This window comes from Croceicoccus sp. Ery15, from assembly GCF_020985305.1.
In the GTDB taxonomy this organism is placed as follows: domain Bacteria; phylum Pseudomonadota; class Alphaproteobacteria; order Sphingomonadales; family Sphingomonadaceae; genus Croceicoccus.
In genome coordinates this window covers 567,122-591,667 of sequence record NZ_CP087588.1, presented here as the reverse complement: position 1 = coordinate 591,667, position 24,546 = coordinate 567,122, and the positions used below count along the sequence as shown (strand labels likewise).

The following is a 24,546-nucleotide window of genomic DNA, read 5'->3' as shown; positions in this document are numbered from 1 at the left end:
TTCTTTGTTACGCCCCCGTCCCTATGTCATACATCATGCTTGACACAATGACCGCTGCCTACCCCTCTCCCGCAACCGCCGACGAACAGCCTGCCATCGCCGCCAGCGGGCTGATGCTGGCTTTCATGAACGGGCGGGTCGAGGTGCCGATCCTGAAAGGCATCGACCTGACCGTGCCCACGGGGCAGACGGTGGCGCTGCTGGGGCCGTCGGGATCGGGCAAAAGCTCTTTGATGGCCGTGCTGTCGGGGCTGGAACGCGCGACGGGCGGCACGCTGGACGTGGCGGGCGCGCAATTCGCCCGCGAAGGCGCCGCCGCGATGAGCGAGGACGAGCTGGCCGCCGCGCGGCGGGGCCGCATCGGCATCGTGCTTCAGGCGTTTCATTTGCTTCCCACCATGACCGCGCTGGAAAACGTCGCCACTCCGCTGGAACTGGCGGGGATGGACGATGCCTTTGTCCGCGCGCGGGCAGAGCTGGAAGCGGTGGGGCTGGGCCACCGGCTTGACCATTATCCCGCGCAGCTGTCGGGCGGCGAGCAGCAGCGCGTGGCCATCGCCCGCGCCCTCGCGCCCCGCCCCGCCCTGATCTTCGCGGACGAGCCGACCGGCAATCTCGACAGTGCGACGGGGGCCGACATCATCGACCTGCTGTTCGCCCGCCGCGCATCGAGCGGCGCGACCCTGTTCCTGATCACCCATGATCCCGCGCTGGCCGAACGCTGCCAGCGCGTGCTGGAACTGGCCGACGGGCGCATCGTGTCCGACCGTGCGGGCGCCAACCCGCTATGAACCGGACATGGGCGCGCTGGGCGCTGGCCTTGCGGCTGGCGCGGCGCGATTTTTCATGGCGGTTTCGCGGCCTGCGCCTGCTGATCGTATGCCTGTTTCTGGGGGCCGCGGCGCTGTCGGCCATCGGCACGCTGGAAGGCGCGATCCGCGGCGAGCTGGCGACGCGCGGGCAGGATATTCTGGGCGGCGACATCGAACTGCGCCGCTATGGCCAGCCCGCCACGCCCGACGAACTGGCCGCGATGCAAAGGCTGGGTACCGTATCGGGCGGTGTGCGGATGCAGGCCATCGCCTCGGTCGGCAGCGGCGACGATGTGGTCGGCGCGCCGGTGCAGTTGAAGGCGATCGACGGCGCCTATCCGCTTTATGGCGAACTGAAGCTGAAAGACGGGCGCAGTGTCGGCGCGCCGCCGCGCGGCGAGGCATGGGTCGATCCCGGCCTGCTCGACCGGCTGGATATTGATGAGGACGCGACGGTCCGCCTTGGCGAAACGCAGGTCCGGCTGACGGGCCTGATCGCCAGCGAACCCGACCGGCTTTCCGAAGGGTTCTCGCTTGGCCCGCCGATGCTGATTTCGCAAGAAACGCTGGAGGATGCGGGGCTGGTGCAGACGGGGTCGATGGCGCGGTTCAAATATCGCGTCAAATTGCCCGCCGATGCCGATGTCGACACGCTGGCAGAGGAATTCACCGCGCAATTCCCGATTGCCGGCTGGGATTTCCGCACACGCGACCGCGCTTCGCCGGGGGCGGACAGGCTGATGGCGAATATGGGCCAGTTCCTTACCCTTGTCGGGCTGGCGGCGCTGTTTATCGCGGGGATCGGCATTGCGGGCGCGGTCACCTCGTGGCTGGAAAGCCGCCGCACCTCTATCGCCACGCTGAAAGTGCTGGGCGCATCGAGCGGGGATGTGATGCGCATCCATGTGGTGCAGGTCGTCGCCGCCGCGCTGGTCGGCGTGATCGCGGGGTTGGTGCTGGGCTATTTGGCGGTGCCCTTTCTGGCGTCGATGCTGGAAGGGATGCTGCCGGTCGAAGCGCGGTTCAGCTTCGACCCGCTGGCATTGCTGCGCGCAGCCTGTTTCGCGCTGCTGGTGGCGCTGATCTTTGCCGCCCCGCCGCTGATCGCGGCGCGTGAAGTGACCGCGATGGCGCTGTTCCGGTCGGGCGCGAACGGGCGGGCGGCGGTGTGGCGCGCGGCAGCGCTGCCGGTGGGAATCGGGCTGGCGCTGCTGGTGGCGCTGGTCCTGCTGGGCGCGCGCGATCCGCTGCTCAATTTGTGGTTCATGGTCGGCGCGGCGGCGGTGCTGGGCCTGCTGGCCCTGATCGGCTTCGCGATCAGGCGCCTTGCCCGCCGCCTGCCCCGTGCCAAGGCATCGCTTGCCGTCCGCATGGGCATATCCTCGCTCGACCGGCCCGGCGCGCCCACCGTGGCGCTGGCGACGGCGCTGGGTTTCGGGCTGGCCGCCTTTGCCGCGATCGCATCGATCCAGTCCGCGCTCGACCGCTATGTCGAAAGCAGCGTGCCCGAGGTTGCGCCCGATTATTTCGTGATCGACCTGCCCAGCGCAGACGTGGCCCGGTTCGGCGATCTGGTCCAGCGGATCGCGCCCGGCTCCGCCACCCGCGCGGTGCCCAATCTGCGCGCCACGATTATCGCCTATGGCCCGCAGGACGCCATGACATCTGTCGAGGATGTCGAGGATATTCCCGAAGGCGCATGGGCCCTGCGCGGAGAGCGCGGGGTGACCTATGCCAGCGCGGTTCCGCAGGGCAATACCATCGTCGACGGCGCATGGTGGAACGAACAGGACGGCGCGACGCAGGCGCTTGTCTCGGTGGACGAGGAACTGGCGCGGCCCATCGGGCTGAAGATCGGAGACCGGCTGCGCTATAGCGTGCTGGGCACAGAGCGGGAGGCCGTCGTCGCGTCGATCCGCACCATCGAATGGGACGATCTGGGCTTTAACCATGTGCTGGTGTTCAGCCCGGGCGCGATTGCCGATGCGCCGCATAATTTCGCCGCCACCATTTCCTTGGCCGATGGCGCGGACCGGCGCGCATTGCTGTCGTCGATGGTGCGCGAATTCCCCGGCAGCGCGGTGATAGAGGTTGGCGCGGTGCTGACGCAGGCGCGCGATATTCTGGGCAGCATGGCGGCGGCGATCCTGGCGGCCGCATCGGTGACGGTGCTGGCGGGGCTGGCCGTATTGCTGGGCGCGATCGCAGCGGCGCGGGCGCGCGAAACCTATGAAACCGTGGTGCTGCGCGTGCTGGGTGCCAGCCGGGCGCAGGTTCTGGGCGCGCTGGCGGTGCGATATGCTTTGCTGGCGGGATTGCTGGCGCTGGTGGCGCTGGCGCTGGGCAGTGTGGTCGGCTGGGGCGTGATGACCGGCCTGTTCGACTTGCCGTTCCGGCCCGACTGGGCATTGGTGCTGTCGGTATTGCTGGGCGGGGCGGCGCTGGTGATCATTGCCGCCACCGCCGCCTCTATCCCTGTATTACGCGCCCGCCCCGCGAGCGCGCTGCGCTCGCTTTAGACGAATGCGCGAGTGCCTTGCGCTCGCTTTAGACGAATACTGGAGCGCGCTGCGCTCGCTCCAGTAGGGCGCGGTCCGGCATCAAACGCCGCGTGCTTCGCCTTCCTTGGGGTCGGGACCGTATCTGTTGGGTCCGCGCGTTCCTTCCATCAGCATGAAGACCAGCACGATCAACCCGCCGACATAGGGCACGAAATTGATCAGCACGAACCAGCCCGATTTGTCCTGATCGTGAAAACGGCGCACCTGCACCGCGATCGACGGGATCAGGATCGCCAGCCAGTAAAGCCCCAGCACTGCCATCAGCAGCCATGCGAACGGCCCGCCCGACGATCCGCCATAGGGATCCATCGAAAAGCCCGTCGCCAGCAGCATGCCGCCCAGCACGAACACGACGATCGTGTTGAGCAGGAAGAACATCCAGAATTCCTTGCGCCGCGACCTGCCTTCGAAATCGAAATAGCGGCGCAGCGGCATCAGCATATAATCCATATCGGCATTCCCCCTTATATCTGCATGGCCCGATTGCCTGCATGACCCGGTTTTCGTCATAACCGGCCTCTCCCGACCGGATTATTACTTGTATGTCCTGACGGCGCCATGATGACAGCGTCGCGGGCAACATGAATGCCCGCGCGGCGAATGTATAGGCTGTAATGAAAAGGGGCCGCACGCCACTGGCATACGACCCCTTCCTCTCCCCTGACACTCACGGTCAGATATCGTGATGATCCTTCTTGCCGAATCGACCTGCAAAAGAATCAGAATTTGTACCGCGCGGTGATACCATAGGTTCGCGGCTGATTGGGATAACCCGAAAAGCTTAGCGGCTGGATCGGCGTGTCGAAGATCGACAGCAGATAGCGGTCGTTCAAAAGATTGCGTCCCCAGACCGACATTTCGAGGCCCATGTCGCTTACCCATGTCAGCGAGGCAGAGACATCGTCGACCTGACGCGGGAACGGGCGCACCGCACCGATGGCGGCTTCCTGACCCAGATCGATAAAGCCCGGCAGCCCTTCGACCACCTGCACTTCGGATTCGTAGTGATAGGCGCCGCGCGCGATCAGCTGCGAACCGTTGCCGAATTCATGCGTATATTGCGCCGATGCCGTCAGCGAAATCGGCGGAACGCCCGCCACCTGCGTGCCCGACAGATCGCCCACGCCCGAAACGGGGAAATCGACATATTCGGCATCGAGATAGGTGAGCGCGAGGCGCAGCATCAGCGGTTCGACGGGGAACATGGTGCCGTCAAATTCGAAACCCGTCACCCGCTGCTCGCCCGCATTGGCCAGCAGAAAGCCGGTGCCGGTGAAGATATTCGACTGGAAATCCTTGATCGACTGGCGGAAGGCCGCGAAATTGACCTGCGCAAGCCCCCAGTTGCCCTTGATCCCGAATTCGAAAACCTCCGACTCCTCGGCATTGGCATAGCGGCCGCCCGCGGTCAGGTTCGGCACAGCCTCTCCCGATGCGATCAGCGCCTGCCGGTCGGCCGCGGTCGGACGGCTGTCGCGCGACAGGTTCACCGACGGCGGCTTATAGCCGGTGGCGTATGAGACATAGAGATTGACGCTGTCCGACAGGTCATATGCCGCACGCAGGGTAAAGGCGAGGTCGTCGTCCTTGATCTTGCCGCTTTCGACCGAATTGGGCACGTTCTGGAACGGCGGCAGGAATTGCAGCGCCTGCAAGGCCAGCAGCGGGTTCACATCGGGGTTTGCCGCATTGGCATCGGCATAGGCCTGCGATCCCGCCGAAATCAGCCCGAATGCCGCCGGATTGGCACCCGCGAACGCGCCGATTTCAGCCGCCGTCGCCGGACGGCCCAGCATCAGCGCATCGCCGATGGTGGTGGACAGGGCCTGCTGGTAAATGCCGATACCGCCCACTTCGACCAGATCGATGGTCGAAAAAGTGTCGCTGGTATAGGTGTCGGTGGTGAACTTCTTGTTATCCTTGGTATAGTTCAGCCCCGCCGTCAGCGTCAGCCGGTCGGTCACTTCGAAATCGACCTGCCCGAAAATGCTGATCGCCTCGTTATCCAGCGTATAGGCTTCGTCCAGCCCCTGCCCGTCGCCGAAGAATTCGCCGATGAACTGGGTGGGATCGCCCAGCAGCGCGCCGACGGTCTGTTCGACGGTGTCGGCCGTGAACGCGCCTGCCGTCTGGCCCCGGATCAGCAGATCCGCATATCCGCGGAAATCGCTGCCCAACAGGACATTATTGGTCTGGTCGATCGATTCGTTGAAATAGAACGCGCCCAGCAGGATATTGGCGGGGCCGAATTCGCCCGTCAGCCGCAGCTCCTGCGTAAAGGTGCGGATCGCCAGATCCTGCGAGTTTTCGGAAATCAGATCGGCGCTGGTGAAATCGGAATCCTGATTGGTCACCGCATCGACCCCGCGATAGGCCGTGATCGAGGTAATGCCGAAGGGGCCATAGCCGTAATCGATCTGGCCCGAGAAACCCCAGTTCTCGATCTCGTTCGTCGAGGCGAAATTGGAATAGGACACATCGGCATAGGGATCGGCCGGGTCGGTGAACTGTCCGCCCACCGCATTCACCGCCGCGCCGGTAAAGCCGTTCTGCAACAGCACGGTGGCGCAGCAATCCTCGTCCGTTTTTTCATAATCGCCGATCAGGCGGATTTTGAACAGATTATTGGGTTCGAACAGCAACTGGCCGCGCGTGAACCAGCGATTGCGCTCGTTCGTGTCCTGATCCAGCGCCTCGTCCTGGATATAGCCGTCGCGCTTGTTGATCCCGCCCGCGATCGATGCGGCGATGGTGTCGGTGATCGGGCCGGTGATAATGCCCTTGGCGACCATGGCGTCGTAATTGCCATAGCTGACCTCGGCCTGACCGCCGAACTGGAACTTCGGTTCTGCCGTGGTGACAGAGATCACGCCCGCGCTGGCGTTCTTGCCGAACAGGGTCGATTGCGGGCCGGACAATACCTCGATCCGCTCCAGATCGGGCAGATCGTTGATGCGCGCGGCGCTGCGCGAGCGATAGACATTGTCGACGAACACGCCGACCGAAGGTTCGATCCCGGCGTTATTCGCGCCATTGCCGAACCCGCGGATGATGAAATTGGTATTCGCGCTCGACTGCAGCTGGGTGACGCGCAGGGTCGGCACCTCGGTCGTCAGATCCTTCAGATCGCGGATTTCGGCGCGTTCCAGCTGGGTTTCGGTGGTCACGCTGACCGCAACGGGCACATCCTGCAGGCTTTGCGCCCGCTTGGTCGCGGTGACCACGATGTCATTGCCCCGATAGGCCCCTTCGTCATTGGCGGACGCCGCCTGTTCATCGAACGCCGGTTCGGCAAAGGCAGGCTCGGCAAAGGCGGGGTCTGCCATATCGCCTTGGGCATCCTGAGCCATGGCAGGGCTGGCCGCAATGGCGGCAAGGCTGCCGCCGGACAACACGATACTACGCACGGCCATAAGGCCACGACCCATGCATTTCATGCGAGATTCCTTCCACTCTCCACCATTTCGCCCGCCCCATGCGTCTTCGCATTTCCCGTGGGGATCGGGTCTAACGATGCCGGAATGCTAGAAACACTACGGGTTACAGGCAATAATTGTTAGAGAGATACCCACTGCCTGTTCACGACGCTGTGTCGCCCCGGCAACAGGTAAAAGACTTGCTGCAATGCACACTCTGTTATAGGGGCGCGCGTGATTAGGGGCGCGGCCTTGCTTTTACCGGCAAGGCGCGCGGCATATTGCAGGGCAACCGGCCTTCCCTCGACCAGCAGACAGATGATTTATTGAAGAGGGACCAATGTCCGCCGACCTTCGCAATATCGCGATTATCGCGCACGTCGACCATGGCAAGACCACGCTTGTCGACCAGCTTTTCCGCCAGTCCGGCACGTTCCGCGACAACCAGCGCGTCGAGGAACGCGCGATGGATTCGAACGATCTGGAAAAGGAACGCGGGATCACCATTCTCGCCAAGCCGACCTCGATCGTGTGGGAAGGCCTGCGCATCAATATCGTCGACACTCCGGGCCACGCCGACTTCGGCGCCGAGGTGGAGCGTATCCTGTCGATGGTCGACGGCGTGATCCTGCTGGTCGACAGTGCCGAAGGCGCGATGCCGCAGACCAAGTTCGTGACCGGCAAGGCGCTGGCACTGGGCCTGAAGCCCATTGTCGTCGTCAACAAGATCGACCGTCCCGACGGCCGCGCCGACGAAGTGCTGGACGAGATTTTCGACCTGTTCGTATCGCTCGACGCCAATGACGAACAGCTCGACTTCCCCACGCTCTATGCCTCGGGCCGCAATGGCTATGCCAGCACCGATATCGAGGCGCGCTCGGGCGATCTGACCGCGATGTTCGAACTGATCCGCGATCACGTCCCCTCGCCCGGTCTGGACGAGGAAGCACCCTTCTCGTTCCTTGCCACGCTGCTGGACCGCGACAATTTCATGGGCCGCGTGCTGACGGGCCGCGTGCAATCGGGCACGATCAAGGTCAACGACCCGATCCGCGCGCTGGATGCCGACGGCAAGGTGATCGAAACCGGCCGCGCGTCCAAGCTGCTGTCGTTCCGCGGCCTTGAACGCGTTCCGGTGGAAGAGGCCCGCGCCGGCGATATCATCGCGCTGGCCGGCATGGAAAAGGCGACCGTGTCGAACACCATCGCCGACCCTGCCGTGACCGAACCCATCGCCGCCCAGCCGATCGATCCGCCGACGCTGGCCATGCGTTTTTCGGTGAACGACAGCCCCTATGCGGGGCGCGAGGGCGACAAGGTCACCAGCCGCATGATCCGCGACCGCCTGAACCGCGAGGCGGAGACCAATGTCGCCATCCGCGTCACCGAATCGGCCGACAAGGACAGCTTTGAAGTCGCCGGTCGCGGCGAATTGCAGCTGGGCGTTCTGATCGAGACCATGCGCCGCGAAGGCTTCGAACTCGGCATTTCGCGTCCGCGCGTGATCTTTGCCACCGACGAAGACGGCAATCGCACCGAACCGTATGAAACCGTCGTGATCGACGTGGACGACGAATATTCGGGCACGGTCGTGGAAAAGATGCAGCGCCGCAAGGCCGACCTGACCGAAATGCGCCCGTCGGGCGTGGGCAAGACGCGTATCGCGTTCAGCGCCCCTTCGCGCGGGCTGATCGGTTACCACGGCGAATTCCTGTCCGACACGCGCGGCACCGGCATCATGAACCGCCTGTTCGAGAAATACGGCCCCTACAAGGGCCCGATCGAAGGCCGCCAGAACGGAGTCCTGATCTCGAACGCCACGGGCGAGGCTGTCGGCTATGCACTGGGCGGGCTTGAGGAGCGCGGCATATTGTTCGTGTCCCCGCAGGAAAAGCTGTATGAAGGCATGATCATCGGCGAAAATGCCAAGCCCGACGATCTGGAAGTCAATCCGCTGAAGTCGAAGCAGCTGACCAACTTCCGTTCGACCGGCAAGGATGATGCACTGCGCCTGACCCCGCCGACCCGCATGACGCTCGAACAGGCCATCGCCTATATCGACGACGATGAAATGGTCGAGGTGACCCCGCAGAACATCCGCCTGCGCAAGGCGCTGCTCGACCCGCACGAGCGCAAGAAGGCGAAGCGCAAGGTTGACGCGTAAGCCGTGAACCCCGCGCAATAATCCAAGGAAAAATTGCGCAACCAGCGGTGAAATCGGTCTAATTCGGGCCGGACGGTGGCCAAACGGGGCCTGCGACGATATGTCGCGGCCCCATGGCTACTGGAACACTCATATCGCTCACCCTCTATTTCGTGCTGATGCTGGGCATCGGCCTGTTCGCGTGGAAAAAGTCGACCGACAGTTCGGAAGGCTATCTCCTCGGCGGGCGTAACCTGCCCCCGGCCGTCGCGGCGCTGTCCGCGGGCGCGTCGGACATGTCGGGCTGGCTGCTGCTGGGTCTTCCCGGCGCGCTTTATGCCACCGGCCTTGTCGAGGCATGGATCGGCATCGGCCTGTTCGTCGGCGCGCTGGCGAACTGGATCATCGTCGCCCCCCGCCTGCGCGACCAGACCGTCGCCTATGGCAATGCGCTGACGATCCCCGAATTCCTGGCCAACCGTTTTCCCGACCGCGCCATCGCGCTGCGTGTCGTTTCCGCCATCATCATCGTGCTGTTCTTCACCGTCTATACCGCGGCGGGCCTTGTCGGCGGCGGCAAGCTGTTCGTGTCAAGCTTTGCCGGGCTGTTCGGCGATACGGGCCTGTCCGATTACATGACCGGCATCTGGCTGACGGCGGGCGTCGTGCTGGCCTATACGATGGTGGGCGGGTTCCTTGCCGTGTCGCTGACCGATTTCGTGCAGGGCTGCATCATGGTGGTCGCGCTGATCCTGATGCCCATCGTCGTGCTGACCAGCGACGGCGGCAGCGCCACGGTGGCAGAGGCTGTGCGCAATGTGGACCCGAATTTCCTGTCGCTGTTCTCGGGGCTTAGCTTCATCGGCTTCCTGTCGGCGGTGACATGGGGGCTGGGCTATTTCGGGCAGCCGCATATCATCGTGCGTTTCATGGCGGTGAAGGAAGGCGGCGTAAAAACAGCGCGCAATATCGGGATGAGCTGGATGTTCGTCTCGCTGATCGGCGCGCTGGGTGTGGGCATTCTGGGCCGCGCGCATGTCGAGCTGAACGGCCTCACACTGGAGGATCCCGAAACGATCTTCATCCTGCTGGCCGACACGCTGTTCCACCCGCTGATCACCGGCTTCCTGCTGGCCGCATTGCTAGCCGCGATCATGTCGACGATCAGCTCGCAGCTGCTGGTCGCCTCTTCCTCTCTGACCGAGGATTTCTATCGCCTGTTCCTGCGCAAGAACGCGTCGGAGCGGGAGACGGTGAACGTATCGCGCATCTGCGTGCTGCTGGTGGCGCTGGCCGCCATCGCGATTGCTGCCGATCCCGAAAGCGAGGTTCTGGGCCTCGTCTCCAACGCATGGGCAGGGTTCGGCGCGGCGTTCGGCCCGCTGATCGTTCTGTCGCTGACGTGGGACCGCATGACCGGTTCGGGCGCGGTCGCAGGTCTGGTGACCGGCGCGGTCGTGGTGGTCGCATGGATCGCCGCCGGTTTCGGCGACAGCTTCCTTGGCGGCCCCGGCGTATATGAAATCATCCCCGGCTTCATCGCCGCATGGGGCGCGATCGTGCTGGTCAGCCGCATGGGGTCGAGCGCGCCCGTCCCGCGCCCTGTTCAATAAGGGGGCGGGCCGACTTAGGGGAGAGGACCGACTAAGCGGAGCGGGCCGAACAGCTCTCTGGCCAGAGGCGGCGCCGCGTGGCAGTCTGCCGCCTTCTGGCAGGAGGTTGGCATGGCGAGAATTACCGGACCTAAGATTACAGGACTGGGCGGCGTCTTTTACGTCGTGAAAGACCCCGAAGCGACGCGGGCATGGTATCGCGACACGCTGGGGATCGACGGCGAATACGGACCGATGCTGCGCTGGTCGGAAGAAACCGGCGATGCGCCCTATTCGCTGATCAGCCATTTCAAGGACGATCAATATATGAAGCCCGGCACGGCCAGCTTCATGATCAACCTCAGGGTCGACGATCTCGACGGGTTCGTCGCAGGGCTGAAGGCCAAGGGTGTCGATGTGCTGGACAGCGTGGACGAGGGTTACGGCAAGTTCGCATGGCTGCTCGACCCCGACGGGGTAAAGATCGAGCTGTGGCAACAATGCGAGGCGCCGCCGGCTGATTAGGGCTGCCGGTTTACGGCCCCTTGCGCAGATCGGGCTGCGTCGCCACCTGCCCATCATCGCAGATAACAGGAGCCTGCCCCCCGTGCTGACCGAAATCGATTATGAAAAGGGCTGGAGCGATGCCGATATCGCCGCATGGCTGGCGGACCGGCTGAAACAGGCTTTGGCCGAGCGGGAGGGCACCGTCGCCATCACCGTGCCGGGCGGATCGACGCCCTTTCCCATATTTGCGGAACTGGCAAAGCACGATCTGGCGTGGGACCGGCTGGAAATCTGGCCGGGCGACGACCGCTGCGTCCCCGCCGATCACGAGGCAAGCAATTACGGACGACTGGCCGCCGCGCTGGCCGAAACGGGCGCGACAGTGGTCGAACTGACCGAAGACAAGCACCCGCCCCATTTCGCGCTGGCATGGCTGGGCATGGGGCTCGACGGGCATGTCGCCTCGCTGTTTCCCAATACCGACCCGCAGGTGGACGATCCGGCGCAGGTCAGGCGCCTCACCCCCGATCCGCTACCGCCCGAAGCGCCGTTCGACCGCGTGACGCTGACCCTGTCGAAATTGCTGGCATCCGAAACGCTGATGTTCGTGGTGCGCGGCGCGGACAAGCTGGCGCTGTTCGAGGCTGCCGCGCGGGGCGAAAACGATTTGCCCGTCGCCCGCCTTCTGGGCGCGGCGCGGATGCGGATCGCCTGTTTCTCGTAAATGCCGAACATTCCGCTGACTGGACTGATGCCGCCCGCCATGCATCGCGCGGCGCTCAAACTGGGTGAGCGGGCGCGGCGCATCTGGTGGCGGCTGCGCAAGCCCGATCTGCGCGGCTGCGCGCTGGTGCCCGTGAACGCGCAAGGGGCCGTGCTGATGGTGCGCCATTCCTATCGCGCGCAGGATGAATGGCAATTGGTGACGGGCGGTGTGGACAGGGGCGAAACCCACGAACAGGCCGCGCATCGCGAACTGGCCGAGGAAGTGGGCCTGACCGCACAGGTACTGACGCCCGTATTGCGCGAACCGGTGCCGATGCACGGGGCGCTGAACGACGTGATCGTCTTTATCGCCAAGGTCGACGGCGAACCGCAGATCGACATGCGCGAGATTGCCGAGGCACGCTTTTTCGCGCCCGACGCGCTGCCCGCCCCGATGTCGCACTGGGCCCGCCGCTATGTCGCGGCGGCTCTGGACCATGCGGGTCAGAGCAGGTCGAGCTGACGGTCCTGCCCGCGCGTCTTCGCTTCCTCCACCCCTTCCAGCTTCGATAGCGTCAGCCCCATCAGACGGATCGGTCGCGGCAGGGGCATCATCTCGGCCAGAAGGGCGTGGCCTATTGCCGCGAACTCCGTCTTGCCGCTGACGAAATGGGGGATCGACCGCGCGCGGCTGGCGATCTGGAAATCGTTGTATTTCAGCTTCAGCGTCACGGTCCGCCCGCGCACCTCGCCCTTTTCGATCCGGTCCCAGACGATATCGACGATATTGTCCATCGCCTCGCGCAGCGCATCGGGGGCGGACAGATCCTCGTGAAACGTGCGTTCGCCGCCCAGCGATTTGCGGATGCGATGCGCGCGCACCTCGCGCAGGTCCACACCCCGCGCCGCGCGATAGAGGTAATCTGCGAAACTGCCGAAATGGGCGCGCAGGAACGGCAGGTCGCGCTCCGCCAGATCGGCACCGGTGGCGATGCCCAGACGCTTCATTTTTTCCGCGCCCTTGGGGCCGACGCCGTGAAAGCGCGATACCGGCAATCCCGCGACGAATGCCGCCCCCTCGCCCGGGCGGATCACGCAAAGTCCGTCGGGCTTGTTCTGGTCCGACGCCAGCTTGGCAAGAAACTTGTTATAGCTGACCCCCGCACTTGCCGTCAGACGCGTATCCTCGCGGATGCGGCGGCGGATGGCTTGCGCGATGCGCGTGGCAGAGCCGAGATTATGCCGGTCCTCGGTCACATCGAGATATGCCTCGTCCAACGACAGCGGCTCGACCAGATCGGTATAATCGCGGAATATGGCGCGGATCTGGCCGCTGACCTCGCGATAGACGTCAAAGCGCGATTTGCAGAACACCAGATCGGGGCACAGCCGCTTGGCAGTGACCGACGGCATCGCGGACCGCACGCCGAACCGGCGCGCCTCGTAACTTGCCGCCGCGACAACGCCACGCCCTGATGCACCGCCCACGGCGACCGGTTTGCCGCGCAAGGCCGGATTGTCGCGCTGTTCGACGCTGGCAAAGAATGCATCCATGTCGACATGGATGATCTTGCGCAGCCCTGCCGCCTCACCCCCGCCGTCAGTTGCGCTGTCATGATCGCCTGCCTGAGTCACGCCATGCGTTCTAGCCGCCCGCAACACGCTTGGGCAGGGGCTGTCGGTTCACCAAAGTTTTCGCAGTTGCAGCAAGATTAGGGATTGAGCGGGCCTGCAAATAGGCGCAAGGGAACTGCATCATGCTGAAACTTCCCACGCCGCCCCGGGAACTTGGCCGGGCGGAATTCACCGCCATGCTGGCCTTCCTGATGTCGCTGCAAGCGCTGGGCATCGATACGATGCTGCCCGCGCTGGGCGATATCGCGGCCGATCTGGGCGCGAAGGACCCGAACGATCGTCAGCTGGTCGTGGGCAGCTATCTGATCGGCATGGGCGTGGGATCGCTGATCTTCGGATTTCTGGCCGACCGTTTCGGCCGCCGCCGCGTGCTGCTGGGCGGTATTGCAATCTATTGCGTGTTCGACTTCCTGTGCATGATCATCACCAGCTTTCCCGCGATGATCGCGTTCCGGTTCGCCAATGGGATCGTTGCGTCGGCAGGCGGCGTGATCGCCAATGCCATCGTACGCGATAAATACGAAGGCGACGCCATGGCCCGCATCGTGTCCATGATCGCCACGGTTTTCATGGTGGTACCTGTGCTGGCGCCGACAATCGGGCAGACGATCCTGTTGTTCGCGGACTGGCGATCGATTTTCGGCGTTATGTTCGGCATGGGCATCATCATGTTCCTGTGGGTCTATTTCCGCTTGGCGGAAACCATGGCACCGGAAAACCGTCAGGCATTAAGCGCAAAGCGCATCGGGCATAATTTTCGCGTAATCGTCACCAACCGCGACGCCATCGGCTATGTATTCGGCGCGACATTGGTGTTCGGGGGGCTGTACGGTTATATCAATTGTTCCGAACAGCTGGTGGCCGTGCATTTCGGCCTGCACGAAAAATTCGCCTATGTGTTCGGCGGCATGGCGATGTGCATGGCGGCCAGCAATTTCGTGAATTCGCGCATCGTGGAAAAACATGGCGCTCGGCGGGTTAGCCATACGGCGCTGCTGATGTTCGTGGTGACCGGCGCGCTGCAATGGGCAGCCGCGACGTTCCAGCCGGACAATTTCTTGCTATTCGCCCCGTTGATGACGGTCAATCTGGCGCTGATCGGTTTTCTCGGCGCGAATTTCAGCTCGATCGCATTGCAGCCGTTTCAGCATTTTGCCGGTTCGGCGTCCTCGCTACAATCGGCGATGCGCGTGGGCGGCGGTGCGGTTTTGGGCGCAATAGTGGGCGGAGCCTATGACGGCACCGCCCGGCCCTTGGGCATGGCCTTGTTCGTCCTGTCGCTAGGCGGCCTGCTGCTTATTCTTTATAGCGAGAGGGGCAAATTGTTCCAACGGCGCAAGGGCACGATTCCGCAGATCGTCAAATAGACGACGGGCCGCGAGCAAGCTGTGCCATTGCGATCACAAGGTCGGCATCGGGAACGCATGTCAGCCACCCCCGCCATCGGCCAGCGTTCGATGACGGCGTTTAATGTCGTTCAAAGCCCCATGCCTTCCAAGCCGTATGGTTTAGTGTAAACAAAAGCGCTGCGCTTTCTTGCCCGTTGTGCCATAGCCTTACGGTAGAGGCAGAGGGGACCGGCAGAGACCCGCTCAATCACCGCCGTATTTGATAGCGAAACGGCGGAACCGGTCTGTCGCGCTATTCCGTTCGCAGCAAGCAATTGGGCAAGGCCTCGGTCCCGCGAATAAACAGACCCGCGCTTACCCCGCCCCCTTCGAATTATCCTTTACCCAGCGAACGGATGCGCCGACCGGTGGCGGCATAGATCGCATTGGTCAGCGCCGGAATAACCGGCGGCAGGGCGGGTTCGCCCATACCGGTCGGCGGGAACGGGGTGGTGATGAACTTCACCTCTATATCGCGCGGAATCGAATCCATCCGCATCAGCGGGAACGTATCGAAATTCTCCTGCACGATCGCGCCATCCACCTGATCGATCCTTTGACCGATCATCGCTTGCGACAGCCCGTCGATGGCCGATCCCTGCGCCTGATGCAGCGCGTTGACGGGATTGATGATATGGCTGCCGACATCGCCGACCACCCAGATCTTGTCGATCCACAGCCTGGCATCCTGCGGGGCGGATACGTCCACCACCTCGGCGAAATAGCCCATGTGGCTGAAATAGAAGGCAAAGCCGCGCCCCTTGCCGACGGGCGCGGCGGGACGTTTGCCGTCCCAGCCTGACAGCTTCACCACCTCCTCGATCACCTTGCGTGCGCGGCCCGTATGAAAACCGGGATCGCGGCCCGTTTGCGGCAACTGCCGCCCTTCGCCCAGAATCTGCAGCATCAGCGTGGGCAGATCGGTGCCTGCGGCTTCGGCCACCTCGTCAAGGAAGGACTGGAAGACAAAGGCCATTGCGTTCGACGTCGGCGCCCGCAGCCAGCCGGTGGGCATATTCGTCGCCAGATAGCTTGCGCCGAAATCGACATTGGCGAGCAACTCAGCAGGAAACTCGTCAGCATCCATGCCCGCCGCGCGGATCGGCTGGCCATCCTCGCCAAAAGTGACGAAATGGTCGCGGATCGCCGTCAACGCGCCCTTGTCGTCGATCGCGGCGGACAATGCATGCCAGCCCGCGGGGCGATAGAAATCGTGCCGCATATCATCGGCCCGCGCATAGATCATCTTCACCGGCTTTCCGGGAAGCGCCTGCGCGATCTGGGCCGCCTGCACCATATAATCGCTCATCAACCGGCGGCCGAAACCGCCACCGATGCGGGTCAGGTTCACGGTGACGTCTTCGGGCGCGATGCCGGTAATGTCGGATAATTGCGTTACCCCGCCCGCAGGGCTTTGCGACGGCGCCCACAAGGTCAGCTTGCCGCCCTGAAACAGGGCCGTGCAATTTTGCGGCTCCAGCGTGGCATGGGCCAGCGTCGGATAATCATATTGCGCGCTGACGATTTTCGCCGCGCCCGCCATGGCGGCATCGACATCGCCCTTCTTTACGATCTCGCCTTGCGGCGCGCCCTTCAACGCTTCGGCTGCGCCCGTCGCATACCCCTCGGTCGAAAATCCGTCGAAACCTTCCGTATTCCATTCCACTGCCAGCTTCTCGCGCGCTTTTTGCGCGGTCCACCAACTGTCCGCCACAATGGCCAGAGCATCGTTCTTACCCTTGGCCACCAGGCCGCTGTTCAGCGGCACCACCGCGATTACGCCAGCCAGTGCCTTGACCGCCGCATCGTCGAACGATGCGATGGTGCCTTTGAACACGGGGCAAATCTCGATCGCGGCATAGACCATGCCGGGCAGGTCGGTATCGATGCCGTATAAGGGCTGGCCCTTCAGGATCGCGGGCGTATCGACACCGCGCTTGGACTTGCCGATGATCTTGAAGCTGTCTTCGTCCTTCAACGTCAGGCTGTCCGGATCGGGCGCGGTCTGTGCCGCTGCCCCCGCTGCGAGCGAGGCATAGCTGGCCGTCCGTCCCGAAGCCGCATGTGTCACCTTGCCGCCCGCGGTCGTCAGGCTATCGGCGCCCACGCCCCATTGGCTGGCCGCCGCGGCGACCAGCATGTGCCGCGCCGCCGCGCCCGCCCGTCGCATGGGCAGCCATGCCATCGGCGTCGCACGGCTGCCGCCAGCGAATTGCGGACCATACAGATCGGTATTCAGCGGCAATTGTTCCACCTTCACCTGATCCCAGTCGACATCCAGCTCCTCGGCAATCAGCATGGGCAGCATGGTTTTTACCCCCTGCCCGATTTCGGGATTGCGCGAACCGATGGTGACCGAATTGTCGGGATGAATAGTGACGAATGCGGTCAGCCCGCCCGCCCCATCCTGTTCTTCGCCGGCCAGCGCCAAACGCGCGGTAAAGGTCACGGCAACGCCGCCCGCCAGCGACGCGGTCAGGAACGACCGGCGCGATACATCCAGCATGGTCATGCGCCTGCCTCCGTCCCGTTTGCGGCGGAAGGCCGTCCATCGGCGGCCTGCCGGATCGCCTGCCTGATCCGCAGATAGGTCGAACAGCGGCAGATATTCCCGCTCATCATCGCTTCGGCATCCTCGTCCGACGGGTCGGGAAATTCGCCCAGCATCCATGTCGCGGTCATGATCTGGCCCGCCTGGCAATAGCCGCATTGCGGCACGTCCAGATCGCCCCATGCCGCCAGCACGGCGGGGCCCGCCGGCTGCGATGCGACATCCTCGATCGTGGTGATCGCGGCCTCGCCCACCGATCCGATCGGGGTCTGGCAGGCACGGATCGGCTGCCCGTCCATCAGCACGGTGCACGCACCGCACAGGCCCGCTCCGCAACCGAATTTCGTGCCGGGCAGCTTCATATCCTCTCGCAACGCCCACAACAGCGGCTTTTCGGGATCCGCGGTGATCGTGCGCTTTTGCCGGTTGACGGTCAGTTCGATCGCCATGCTGCCCCCTGTCAGGATTGTCCGGTCCGCTATGTCCGGTAAGGATAGTCTGCCGACCCGAACGGTCGGCGCGTTGAAAGAAATGTCTGCGTTGCCGATTGCACGCAACGAAAACCTAGCCGCCGCAAAAGAATAGTCAAAGGGCCCGATTTGCGAATTGACAGGCCGAGCCCGTGCAGACCATTGGCGCCTATCATCGGGCAGAAAGGACCGCCCCCCCCGAAAAACCCAGACCTAAGCTGACATAACAGGGGTGAAACATATCCTGCTTTGGCTTTTACGCGCGACATCGGCAGAAGCAGGATTGTAGCGAAATTAATGCGAATGACTTGCATTAGAGTTTTTGACGAGTAGAAGGAACGCACTGCCGACGGTACCGATTTTGCGCATGCCAAGGTTGCAATTGCAGCCGCATGCCATCAAAGGCGCCAAGGCGTTCCCGACCCTGACGACGAAACATGGACCAAGCCTTGACCCATCAGCCTATTGCCCGCGAAGAATTCACCCCCTCCGCCGCTCTCGAAGTGGAAACGGTGAAGCGCGTACATCATCTGAACGACGGTCTGTTCAGCTTCTCGATCTCGCGTCCGGCCAGCTTCCGTTTCCGTTCGGGCGAATTCGTGATGGTCGGCCTGCCCAATAACGGCAAGCCGCTGCTGCGCGCTTATTCGATCGCCAGCCCCAGCTATGCCGACGAGCTGGAGTTTCTGTCGGTCAAGATCCAGGACGGGCCGCTGACCTCGCGGCTTCAGCATATTCAGGTGGGCGATCCCGTCTATCTGGGCAAAAAGCCGACCGGCACGCTGGTCACCGACGCGCTGATCCCGGGCCGCCGCCTGTTCATGCTGTCGACCGGCACGGGCCTTGCCCCTTTCATGAGCCTTGCGCGCGATCCCGACGTCTATTCGATGTTCTCGGAAATCGTGCTGGTCCATTCAGTGCGCAAGGTCAGCGATCTGGCCTATCGCGACCTGCTGGAATCGCAGCTGGCGGGCGACCCGCTGGTGCAGGACGAAGCACTGCTGCAGTTCCACTATGTCCCCACCGTCACGCGTGAGGAGTTCCGCAACACCGGCCGCATCAGCACGCTGATCGAAAACGGCAAGCTGTTCGAAACCGTCAGCGGGCCCAAGACGTTCGATCCCGAAAACGACCGCGTGATGCTGTGCGGCAGCATGGCGATGATCAAGGATCACGCCGCCGATCTGGAAGCGCGCGGCTTTATCGAGGGCAGCAATTCCAAGCCCGGCCATTTCGTGATCGAGCGCGCCTTCGTCGGCTGATCCCGACCGGCATTCCGAGCAGGTCCGGCGCGGGTCGAAATACCCGCGATCAGGCCGCCGCTGCGGGCGGCATGATGCGATTGGCGCGAAACGCGCGCAATGTGCGGACGGTAATATCGGTCTCGAACTGTTTTTCGTGCTTGGTGTCTAGGACATAGGCTTTCAGCCGTAACCGCACTGCCACGAAATTCTGCATCGGCACTTGCGACACCAGCACAACGATGGGCTTGGGCAGATAGATATAGCGGCTCGACAGCGCAGCTTCGGTCACGATCTCGCGCGCCTGATCGATATCCTCGCCCGCGCCGATCAGGAAATCGACCACCACCTGCATGTCGAGCGCGCCGTAATTGCCCGACGACGTAATGTCGCTCAGGAACTTGTTGTTCGGAATGGTGATCGTATTGTCGTCCAGCGTCTGCAGCCTCACCGAACGCAGGCCGATCGCCGTGATATCGCCGTAAAACCCGCCAAAGCTGACGCGGTCGCCCACCTGGAACGGGCGGTCGACGATAATCATCACGCCCGCCACGAACGACGCGACAAGGTCTTTCAGCGCAAAGCCGACCGCGACCGCCGCGGTGCCGCCCATCAGTGCCAGCAATGTGCTGTCGATCTTGAACGACAGCGCGGTCACGATCACGGCGGTGGCGATAAAGATGAAGAACTTGGCGAAGGTCGCCACTTTCTGCATCGTCAGGCGGCGGGCGGCGAATTGCGTGCTGAACCGGTTGACGAAGCCGGTCAGCACTTTCAGCAGGAACCACGCCCCCGCCAGCACGAAGAACGAGGTGACCACCCCGCTCCACCGCACGAAATCGCCCAGCTGCGCGACATCAATATCGGGCGCCTGCGCCGCGGCGGGCGTGGCGGTCGAAACCGCCGCCAGCAGCAAGGCGATCCTGCGCGAATGGGCCGCGATCATGGCTTTGCTCCCGCGATAAGGTTCTGGGCCCGCAACAGGCGTTTGACTTCCTCGAACCAGTACAGGCTCAGGCGATAGCCGCCATCCTGCGGAACGGTCACGCCCAGCAATTCGCACGATCGCAAGGTTTCGCGCACGCGGGCGAGCGGCAGATCGGTGGCACTGGCGATATCGGCGGCACTCGCGATGTCCATCTGCAATATGGTGCGCAGGACGAACAATGTCATGGGCGGCATGGCGGCCAGTCGCGCGATATCGGGCGCTTTGAACGTGCGGACGCAAACCTGCCCCGTTTCCCTGTCACGGAACAGGCTGCGCCGCCAGCGCTCCAGCGCCACTGCCGGATTGCCGCCCGATTCCTCGGTCAGCGCGGCGTAAAACGCGCGCCGCGCGCGTTCCTCCGGCGCGACCTCGTCCTCGAACAACATGCTGCCCGTATCGTCGCCAGCATATTCGAATTCGGGATCGATCCCCGCATTGGCAGTGCGCCTTTCGATCAGCTCGCGGATTTGCTTTACCGACCACGGGCGCAGCATGATTTCATCATCGAACAGGGGCCTGTCCCCCCTCGCCCGTTCCAGAAACGGCCATGCCGCCCCGCCCACGGCAAAGATCCAGCTGGTGCGCCCCGGCGTGTGGCGCGCGACTTCCAGCAAGGCATCAAACCGCGCCAGCCCGCCGATGGCCGGAACGATCATGCGCTGGACATCGTCGATGGCCACGCAGTGCGGCGCGGCCTGCAATGCATCGATCACGGCCCGCGGTTCGGCCGCGCAGCCAAGCGCGTCGGCCATGGCGGCCAGCAATCCGTCGTCCGGCCCCGCCTTCGCCTCCACCTGCAACGGCGGCAGGCCCGATGCTTCGACCAGACGATTGACGATGGTGGTCTTGCCATGGCCGCGATCGCCGACCACCGCCAGCACATGGCCCGGCAGCGGAAAGCCCGATTTCGCATCGGCGGCGGCAGGCACCGTCGCATCCGCCAACGGGCGCCCGTGCGGCGCCAGAAGGTGCATTTCCGCGTCGCTCAGCGGGTCATAGCGGCCGCTTTCCTCGTCCGCGATAACCCTCTCGCTCGCCTTTTCGCGCGCGCGCTGGCCCAATATCTCGCGGATCAGCGACAGCTGGCGGATACGGCGCGCGACGATCACGCGCGCGCCCTGCGCCATCAGCACGAAACCGCCCGCCACGCGCCCCAGCGCGCCGCTGATGCCGTTTGGATTGTTCGAGACCCAGCGCAGAACGGTGCTTTTGGGCGCACCCAAACGGGCCAGAGTCTCGATCCTTTCGCGCCACCATGTGGTGATCACGAACAGCACCGGTATCGCCAGCAGCCAGCAGAAGGTGAGTATCCAGCTATAGATCGCGCCATGGCCGACGACGCCCGCCGTCATGGTCAGCAACAGCCCGACACCGATCACCACGGTCGCGACCAGCCGCAGCGAGCGTTTGCGAAGGGCAGCGCGCGGATCCTCTCCGCCGCGGCCGCGCGCCATCGCGTCGATCACCTGCACCAATGCCGCCCCGCCAAATATCCAGCATGCCAGCAACCAGACCAGCCGGATCGGCGCGGGCGAAAAGAACACCGGAAACAGCCATTTCAGCACCAGCAATAACACAAGCCAGTCGAGCGGCTTCAGCGCATGGCGCAACAGGCGCAGCAGATAGGCGGAGAGCGAAGACCACAGGGTCGGCGGCTTTCGGCTGCCTTGCGTGCGTTCCAGATCGCCGACGACTGTATCGCCCACGCCGCGCCAGAAACGGAACACCATCACTGCCAGCAGCAATTCGAATATGACGAGGAAATAGCTGGCCCTGAACTCCATCAGGCCGGTGGTGAAAGCCTTTAGCCCCGCGAAGCCCGTCGCCACATTATAGCGCACGGTCAGCACGATCTGCTTCACTTCGCGCCCGACCTGATCCAGACCCTCGGCCCCGAAACCGGTGACCCGCGACCGGAGCCCCGACGAGAGCGAGGGTAAGAGCGCCAGCCGCGCCTCGTTCATGGTGATCATCGCATCATACAGCGCATCGCGCCGCTCGCGCAGCAGCACTTGCTGATAGGACGATAACAGCACCGCCTGACTTGCCAGAGCCTGCTGATAGGCGATCAGCCGCTCTCCGATCCCTTCGGACGTGATCAGTGCAGGATCGACGGGCGGAATGTGCAGGCGCGGGTTTTTGGCGCCGGTCGCGCCGCCCAGCGCATCCCCCAGTTCGCCCCTGATACCGCGCAACGCAACGATCAGATCGCCGTAAAGCGCGTCGGCGGCTGCGTTGCTGCCCGGCGATCCCGCGACCGCCTCCGCCTTGCGGCGCCATGCCAGCGCGTCGGTTTCGATCAACCCGATGGCGGCAGCCTCGTTCTCCAGCCGCGCCGCTTCTGCCGCCACCGCGGTTTGGGCGGTTTTCAGACGGGTGTATTCGGCGATCAGCAGGCTGCGACGTTCCGCCTCCGCCTCTGCCCTCGCCGCTTCCGCCTCGGCCAGTTGCAGGCGGGCCTCTTCTTCCAGCGATGCTTCGTCTGGCGGGGGCTCTGCCAGGGTGACGTCGCCGGGGGCTGCATCCGGCGTCTGTGCCCATGCGGGGGAAAGGGCGGCAAGCACCAACAGGCACAGCACGGCCATCGCCCGCATGATCATGTCATGCGGCGTTGCCCGGCCTGCCCGACTGCCCCGATGCATAGTGCAATTCCCCCCGCGTTCAGGGCGATCCCGTCCGGCAGTTCGCTACGCCGGATTCGGAAATTCACCAATGTGCAGAGCGTTTACACTAGAGCGGTTTTCGATCATTCCGGGTCATAACCGCACGAGCTGAAGTAGTTGGCGCATTCGCCGGGCTGGAAGATATCGACGAGTTTGCCGATCAGGTCCCAGAGGCCACTGACGGTTCGCTCGCCGATTTTGCGGAGCATGGCCTTGAGGCGTGAGAAGGCCTTCTCGATCGGATTGAAGTCCGGGCTGTAGGGCGGGAGGAAGCGCAGTGTCGCGCCTGCCGCCTCGATCTTTTCCCGCACCGCCGCACGTTTGTGGCTCGACAGGTTGTCCATGACGACGATGTCGCCGGGACGCAGTTCGGGAATGAGCACCTGAGTGACATAGGCTTCGAACCAGTCGCCATTGATCGGACCGTCCAGCACCATCGGCGCGACCATGCCGGTCAAGCGTAGACCGGCGACGAGCGTCGTGGTCTTGCGGTGGCCGTGCGGGAAACCCATCCGCAGCCGTTCGCCTTTCGGGCAGCGGCCATGGCTGCGGGTCATGTTGGTGGCGGTCCACGTCTCGTCGATGAACACGAGGCGTTCGGGTTCCAGATCGATCTGGCTCTCGAACCATTCCCGGCGCTGCTTCAGGACGTCGGGCCGGTCCTGCTCGATTGCATGGCCAGTCTTTTTTTGCGCGTTATCCCCCTGCGCGCGAAGAAGCGATGCAGCCCGGCCACGGAGACGGTCAGGCCAACTTCGGTCAGCGCCAGGCGAAGTTCCTCAAGCGAGATGTCCTTACGCTCTTCCCAGATGGCGAGGATGTCCCCCGCACGCTCTTCGACCCGGCGAGATCGCATGTCGCCACCCTGCGGCTTCGGCGCGAAGGCGCCCGTCTCGCGCCGCTGCACCCGCCAGCGGATCGCCGTCGAAGGCGCAACGCCAAACCGGGCCGCAGCAGCGCGGCAACTCATACCGCCATCCACTGCCGCCAGAAGCCGAGAACGCAAATCCATCGAAAGAGGTTGGCCCATCCATGCTGGCCTCCTTCACCAGCACGGATTCTGAATCAGAAATCACACCTGGTGGGAATCCCTCATCGATTCAAATCGGTCGAAAACCGCTCTAGACCGGCGCGTGTCAACGGACACTCGCGGTTAATGCTGATAATGATGCGGACTTATAGGGAGATAGGGCCGGACCGGCCTTTCAGACCGAAGCCACAACCTGCGCGGGGCCGACCGGTTCGCGGTCCTCACCGCGCATGCGCCGCCGGAACAGGCGCTTTACCAGCCGCGTTTCCAGAATGCGCCCGCCGATATAGAGCACGACGAAAATGCACGCGAAAACATAGGCGGGCGTAGGCGAAGGGCCGATCTTGTCGAGATCCTTTTCCTTGTCCTTGTCCGGCATTTCAGGCGTGGGCGCGCCAAGAAACTTGTCGATCGGGCTTTGGGGAAGGATCTTGTCTTCCTTCTCCTCTTTCGCCTTATCGCCCTCTGCCGCCATTTCGGCCGCAGCCGATGCGCGCTCGTAATCGCGGACCAGCGTGTTCATCTGGGCAAAGGCCAGAAACAGCAGCGGCGCGAAAAAGCAGTAGAGGAAGGCGCGGCTGACCAGATGATAGCTCAGGCGCGATGCCGTGCCGTCGCTTTCGACGACCAGCTCGCCGCGGTCGAAGACCGACATGCGGTCCTGCGCGGGCTGCCCCTTCTTGCCAAAGCTGATCGTATTGCCATGCCGTTCGAAACTGGTGCCGCGTTCGTGGAACAGCGGCTCCAACCGGTCGAGCGCTTCTTTCGGGGACTGGCCGGCCGGAAGCTCCACGCTGTCGCGCACATGCCAGATCCAGTCGAAGTAGTTCTTGATCACTCTATG

Annotated in this window: 18 protein-coding genes; 9 read left to right on the top strand and 9 right to left on the bottom strand. The window is 63.6% G+C overall.

Going from position 1 to position 24,546, the window contains the following annotated elements; translation table 11 throughout:
• Window positions 1-47 precede the first annotated feature (47 nt).
• Window positions 48-791, top strand: a complete 744-nt coding sequence (locus tag LOZ77_RS02905) for an ABC transporter ATP-binding protein (RefSeq protein ID WP_370638040.1) — start codon at window positions 48-50, stop codon at window positions 789-791.
• Window positions 788-3,331: an ABC transporter permease gene (locus tag LOZ77_RS02900; protein WP_230280706.1), complete on the top strand. Its 2,544-nt coding sequence runs from the start codon at window positions 788-790 to the stop codon at window positions 3,329-3,331. Before LOZ77_RS02905 ends, LOZ77_RS02900 begins: the two co-directional genes overlap by 4 nt.
• A gap of 81 nt (window positions 3,332-3,412) precedes the next feature.
• Here the strand turns inward: LOZ77_RS02900 and LOZ77_RS02895 are convergent, their stop codons facing one another.
• Both LOZ77_RS02895 and LOZ77_RS02890 read right to left on the bottom strand, forming a co-directional pair.
• A complete protein-coding gene (locus LOZ77_RS02895) occupies window positions 3,413-3,823 on the bottom strand; it encodes a DUF805 domain-containing protein (RefSeq protein WP_230280705.1) in 411 nt (136 codons plus the stop codon).
• A 269-nt stretch (window positions 3,824-4,092) separates the two neighbouring features.
• Entirely contained in the window at window positions 4,093-6,810 is a 2,718-nt protein-coding gene (locus tag LOZ77_RS02890) for a TonB-dependent receptor (RefSeq protein ID WP_230280704.1), read from the bottom strand.
• Between the two features lie 319 nt (window positions 6,811-7,129).
• On the opposite strand from LOZ77_RS02890, the gene typA reads away from it, so the two are divergent.
• The 5 genes from typA (at window position 7,130) to LOZ77_RS02865 (ending at window position 12,259) form a co-directional block, all read left to right on the top strand.
• The gene (typA, locus tag LOZ77_RS02885) at window positions 7,130-8,953 is read left to right on the top strand and encodes a translational GTPase TypA (protein ID WP_230280703.1); all 1,824 of its coding nucleotides are present in this window, start codon (window positions 7,130-7,132) and stop codon (window positions 8,951-8,953) included.
• A 113-nt stretch (window positions 8,954-9,066) separates the two neighbouring features.
• Window positions 9,067-10,545, top strand: a complete 1,479-nt coding sequence (gene putP, locus LOZ77_RS02880) for a sodium/proline symporter PutP (RefSeq protein ID WP_230280702.1) — start codon at window positions 9,067-9,069, stop codon at window positions 10,543-10,545.
• A 111-nt stretch (window positions 10,546-10,656) separates the two neighbouring features.
• Entirely contained in the window at window positions 10,657-11,049 is a 393-nt protein-coding gene (locus LOZ77_RS02875) for a VOC family protein (RefSeq protein ID WP_230280701.1), read from the top strand.
• A gap of 82 nt (window positions 11,050-11,131) precedes the next feature.
• The gene (locus LOZ77_RS02870; protein WP_370638039.1) at window positions 11,132-11,755 is read left to right on the top strand and encodes a 6-phosphogluconolactonase; all 624 of its coding nucleotides are present in this window, start codon (window positions 11,132-11,134) and stop codon (window positions 11,753-11,755) included.
• Window positions 11,756-12,259, top strand: coding sequence for an NUDIX domain-containing protein (locus LOZ77_RS02865; RefSeq protein ID WP_230280700.1), 504 nt, complete (start codon window positions 11,756-11,758; stop codon window positions 12,257-12,259).
• On the opposite strand, the gene dinB is transcribed toward LOZ77_RS02865, so the two are convergent.
• Complete coding sequence (gene dinB, locus LOZ77_RS02860) at window positions 12,241-13,371, bottom strand: DNA polymerase IV (protein WP_230280699.1); 1,131 nt, start codon at window positions 13,369-13,371, stop codon at window positions 12,241-12,243. The two genes, LOZ77_RS02865 and dinB, sit on opposite strands and share 19 nt — an antisense overlap.
• 122 nt (window positions 13,372-13,493) lie before the next feature.
• Here dinB and LOZ77_RS02855 point away from each other — a divergent pair, with 122 nt between their 5' ends.
• Window positions 13,494-14,738 (top strand): multidrug effflux MFS transporter, encoded by a 1,245-nt coding sequence (locus LOZ77_RS02855; protein ID WP_230280698.1) that lies wholly within the window; start codon window positions 13,494-13,496, stop codon window positions 14,736-14,738.
• A 355-nt stretch (window positions 14,739-15,093) separates the two neighbouring features.
• On the opposite strand, the gene LOZ77_RS02850 is transcribed toward LOZ77_RS02855, so the two are convergent.
• Both LOZ77_RS02850 and LOZ77_RS02845 read right to left on the bottom strand, forming a co-directional pair.
• The gene (locus LOZ77_RS02850) at window positions 15,094-17,271 is read right to left on the bottom strand and encodes a xanthine dehydrogenase family protein molybdopterin-binding subunit (protein ID WP_230280697.1); all 2,178 of its coding nucleotides are present in this window, start codon (window positions 17,269-17,271) and stop codon (window positions 15,094-15,096) included.
• Window positions 17,268-17,759, bottom strand: a complete 492-nt coding sequence (locus LOZ77_RS02845; protein WP_230280696.1) for a (2Fe-2S)-binding protein — start codon at window positions 17,757-17,759, stop codon at window positions 17,268-17,270. The genes LOZ77_RS02850 and LOZ77_RS02845 overlap by 4 nt, the downstream gene beginning before the upstream one ends.
• Before the next feature lie 470 nt (window positions 17,760-18,229).
• Here LOZ77_RS02845 and LOZ77_RS02840 point away from each other — a divergent pair, with 470 nt between their 5' ends.
• Window positions 18,230-19,042 (top strand): ferredoxin--NADP reductase, encoded by an 813-nt coding sequence (locus LOZ77_RS02840; protein WP_304506007.1) that lies wholly within the window; start codon window positions 18,230-18,232, stop codon window positions 19,040-19,042.
• 49 nt (window positions 19,043-19,091) lie between these two features.
• On the opposite strand, the gene LOZ77_RS02835 is transcribed toward LOZ77_RS02840, so the two are convergent.
• From LOZ77_RS02835 to LOZ77_RS02820, 4 genes are all read right to left on the bottom strand, one after another.
• Window positions 19,092-19,967 carry a mechanosensitive ion channel family protein gene (locus LOZ77_RS02835; RefSeq protein ID WP_230280695.1) on the bottom strand — a complete coding sequence of 292 codons (876 nt, stop codon included), beginning with the start codon at window positions 19,965-19,967 and terminating at the stop codon, window positions 19,092-19,094.
• A complete protein-coding gene (locus LOZ77_RS02830) occupies window positions 19,964-22,651 on the bottom strand; it encodes a hypothetical protein (RefSeq protein ID WP_230280694.1) in 2,688 nt (895 codons plus the stop codon). The genes LOZ77_RS02835 and LOZ77_RS02830 overlap by 4 nt, the downstream gene beginning before the upstream one ends.
• Before the next feature lie 104 nt (window positions 22,652-22,755).
• Window positions 22,756-23,702 (bottom strand): IS630 family transposase gene (locus LOZ77_RS02825; RefSeq protein WP_230279141.1). Its coding sequence is split into 2 segments (ribosomal slippage): window positions 22,756-23,366 and window positions 23,366-23,702, totalling 948 coding nucleotides; the frame shifts between segments, so codons are not numbered across the junction.
• Window positions 23,703-23,877: 175 nt separating this feature from the next.
• Window positions 23,878-24,540: a hypothetical protein gene (locus LOZ77_RS02820; protein ID WP_230280693.1), complete on the bottom strand. Its 663-nt coding sequence runs from the start codon at window positions 24,538-24,540 to the stop codon at window positions 23,878-23,880.
• Between the last annotated feature and the right edge of the window lie 6 nt (window positions 24,541-24,546).

Coding starts and splice junctions, on each gene's coding strand:
- LOZ77_RS02850 (WP_230280697.1), bottom strand. CDS start 17,271: ATGACCATGCTGGATGTATCGCGCCGGTCGTTCCTGACCGCGTCGCTG.
- LOZ77_RS02905 (WP_370638040.1), top strand. CDS start 48: ATGACCGCTGCCTACCCCTCTCCCGCAACCGCCGACGAACAGCCTGCC.
- LOZ77_RS02900 (WP_230280706.1), top strand. CDS start 788: ATGAACCGGACATGGGCGCGCTGGGCGCTGGCCTTGCGGCTGGCGCGG.
- LOZ77_RS02830 (WP_230280694.1), bottom strand. CDS start 22,651: ATGCATCGGGGCAGTCGGGCAGGCCGGGCAACGCCGCATGACATGATC.
- LOZ77_RS02855 (WP_230280698.1), top strand. CDS start 13,494: ATGCTGAAACTTCCCACGCCGCCCCGGGAACTTGGCCGGGCGGAATTC.
- typA (WP_230280703.1), top strand. CDS start 7,130: ATGTCCGCCGACCTTCGCAATATCGCGATTATCGCGCACGTCGACCAT.
- LOZ77_RS02890 (WP_230280704.1), bottom strand. CDS start 6,810: ATGAAATGCATGGGTCGTGGCCTTATGGCCGTGCGTAGTATCGTGTTG.
- putP (WP_230280702.1), top strand. CDS start 9,067: ATGGCTACTGGAACACTCATATCGCTCACCCTCTATTTCGTGCTGATG.
- LOZ77_RS02835 (WP_230280695.1), bottom strand. CDS start 19,967: ATGATCGCGGCCCATTCGCGCAGGATCGCCTTGCTGCTGGCGGCGGTT.
- LOZ77_RS02845 (WP_230280696.1), bottom strand. CDS start 17,759: ATGGCGATCGAACTGACCGTCAACCGGCAAAAGCGCACGATCACCGCG.
- LOZ77_RS02875 (WP_230280701.1), top strand. CDS start 10,657: ATGGCGAGAATTACCGGACCTAAGATTACAGGACTGGGCGGCGTCTTT.
- LOZ77_RS02865 (WP_230280700.1), top strand. CDS start 11,756: ATGCCGAACATTCCGCTGACTGGACTGATGCCGCCCGCCATGCATCGC.
- LOZ77_RS02895 (WP_230280705.1), bottom strand. CDS start 3,823: ATGGATTATATGCTGATGCCGCTGCGCCGCTATTTCGATTTCGAAGGC.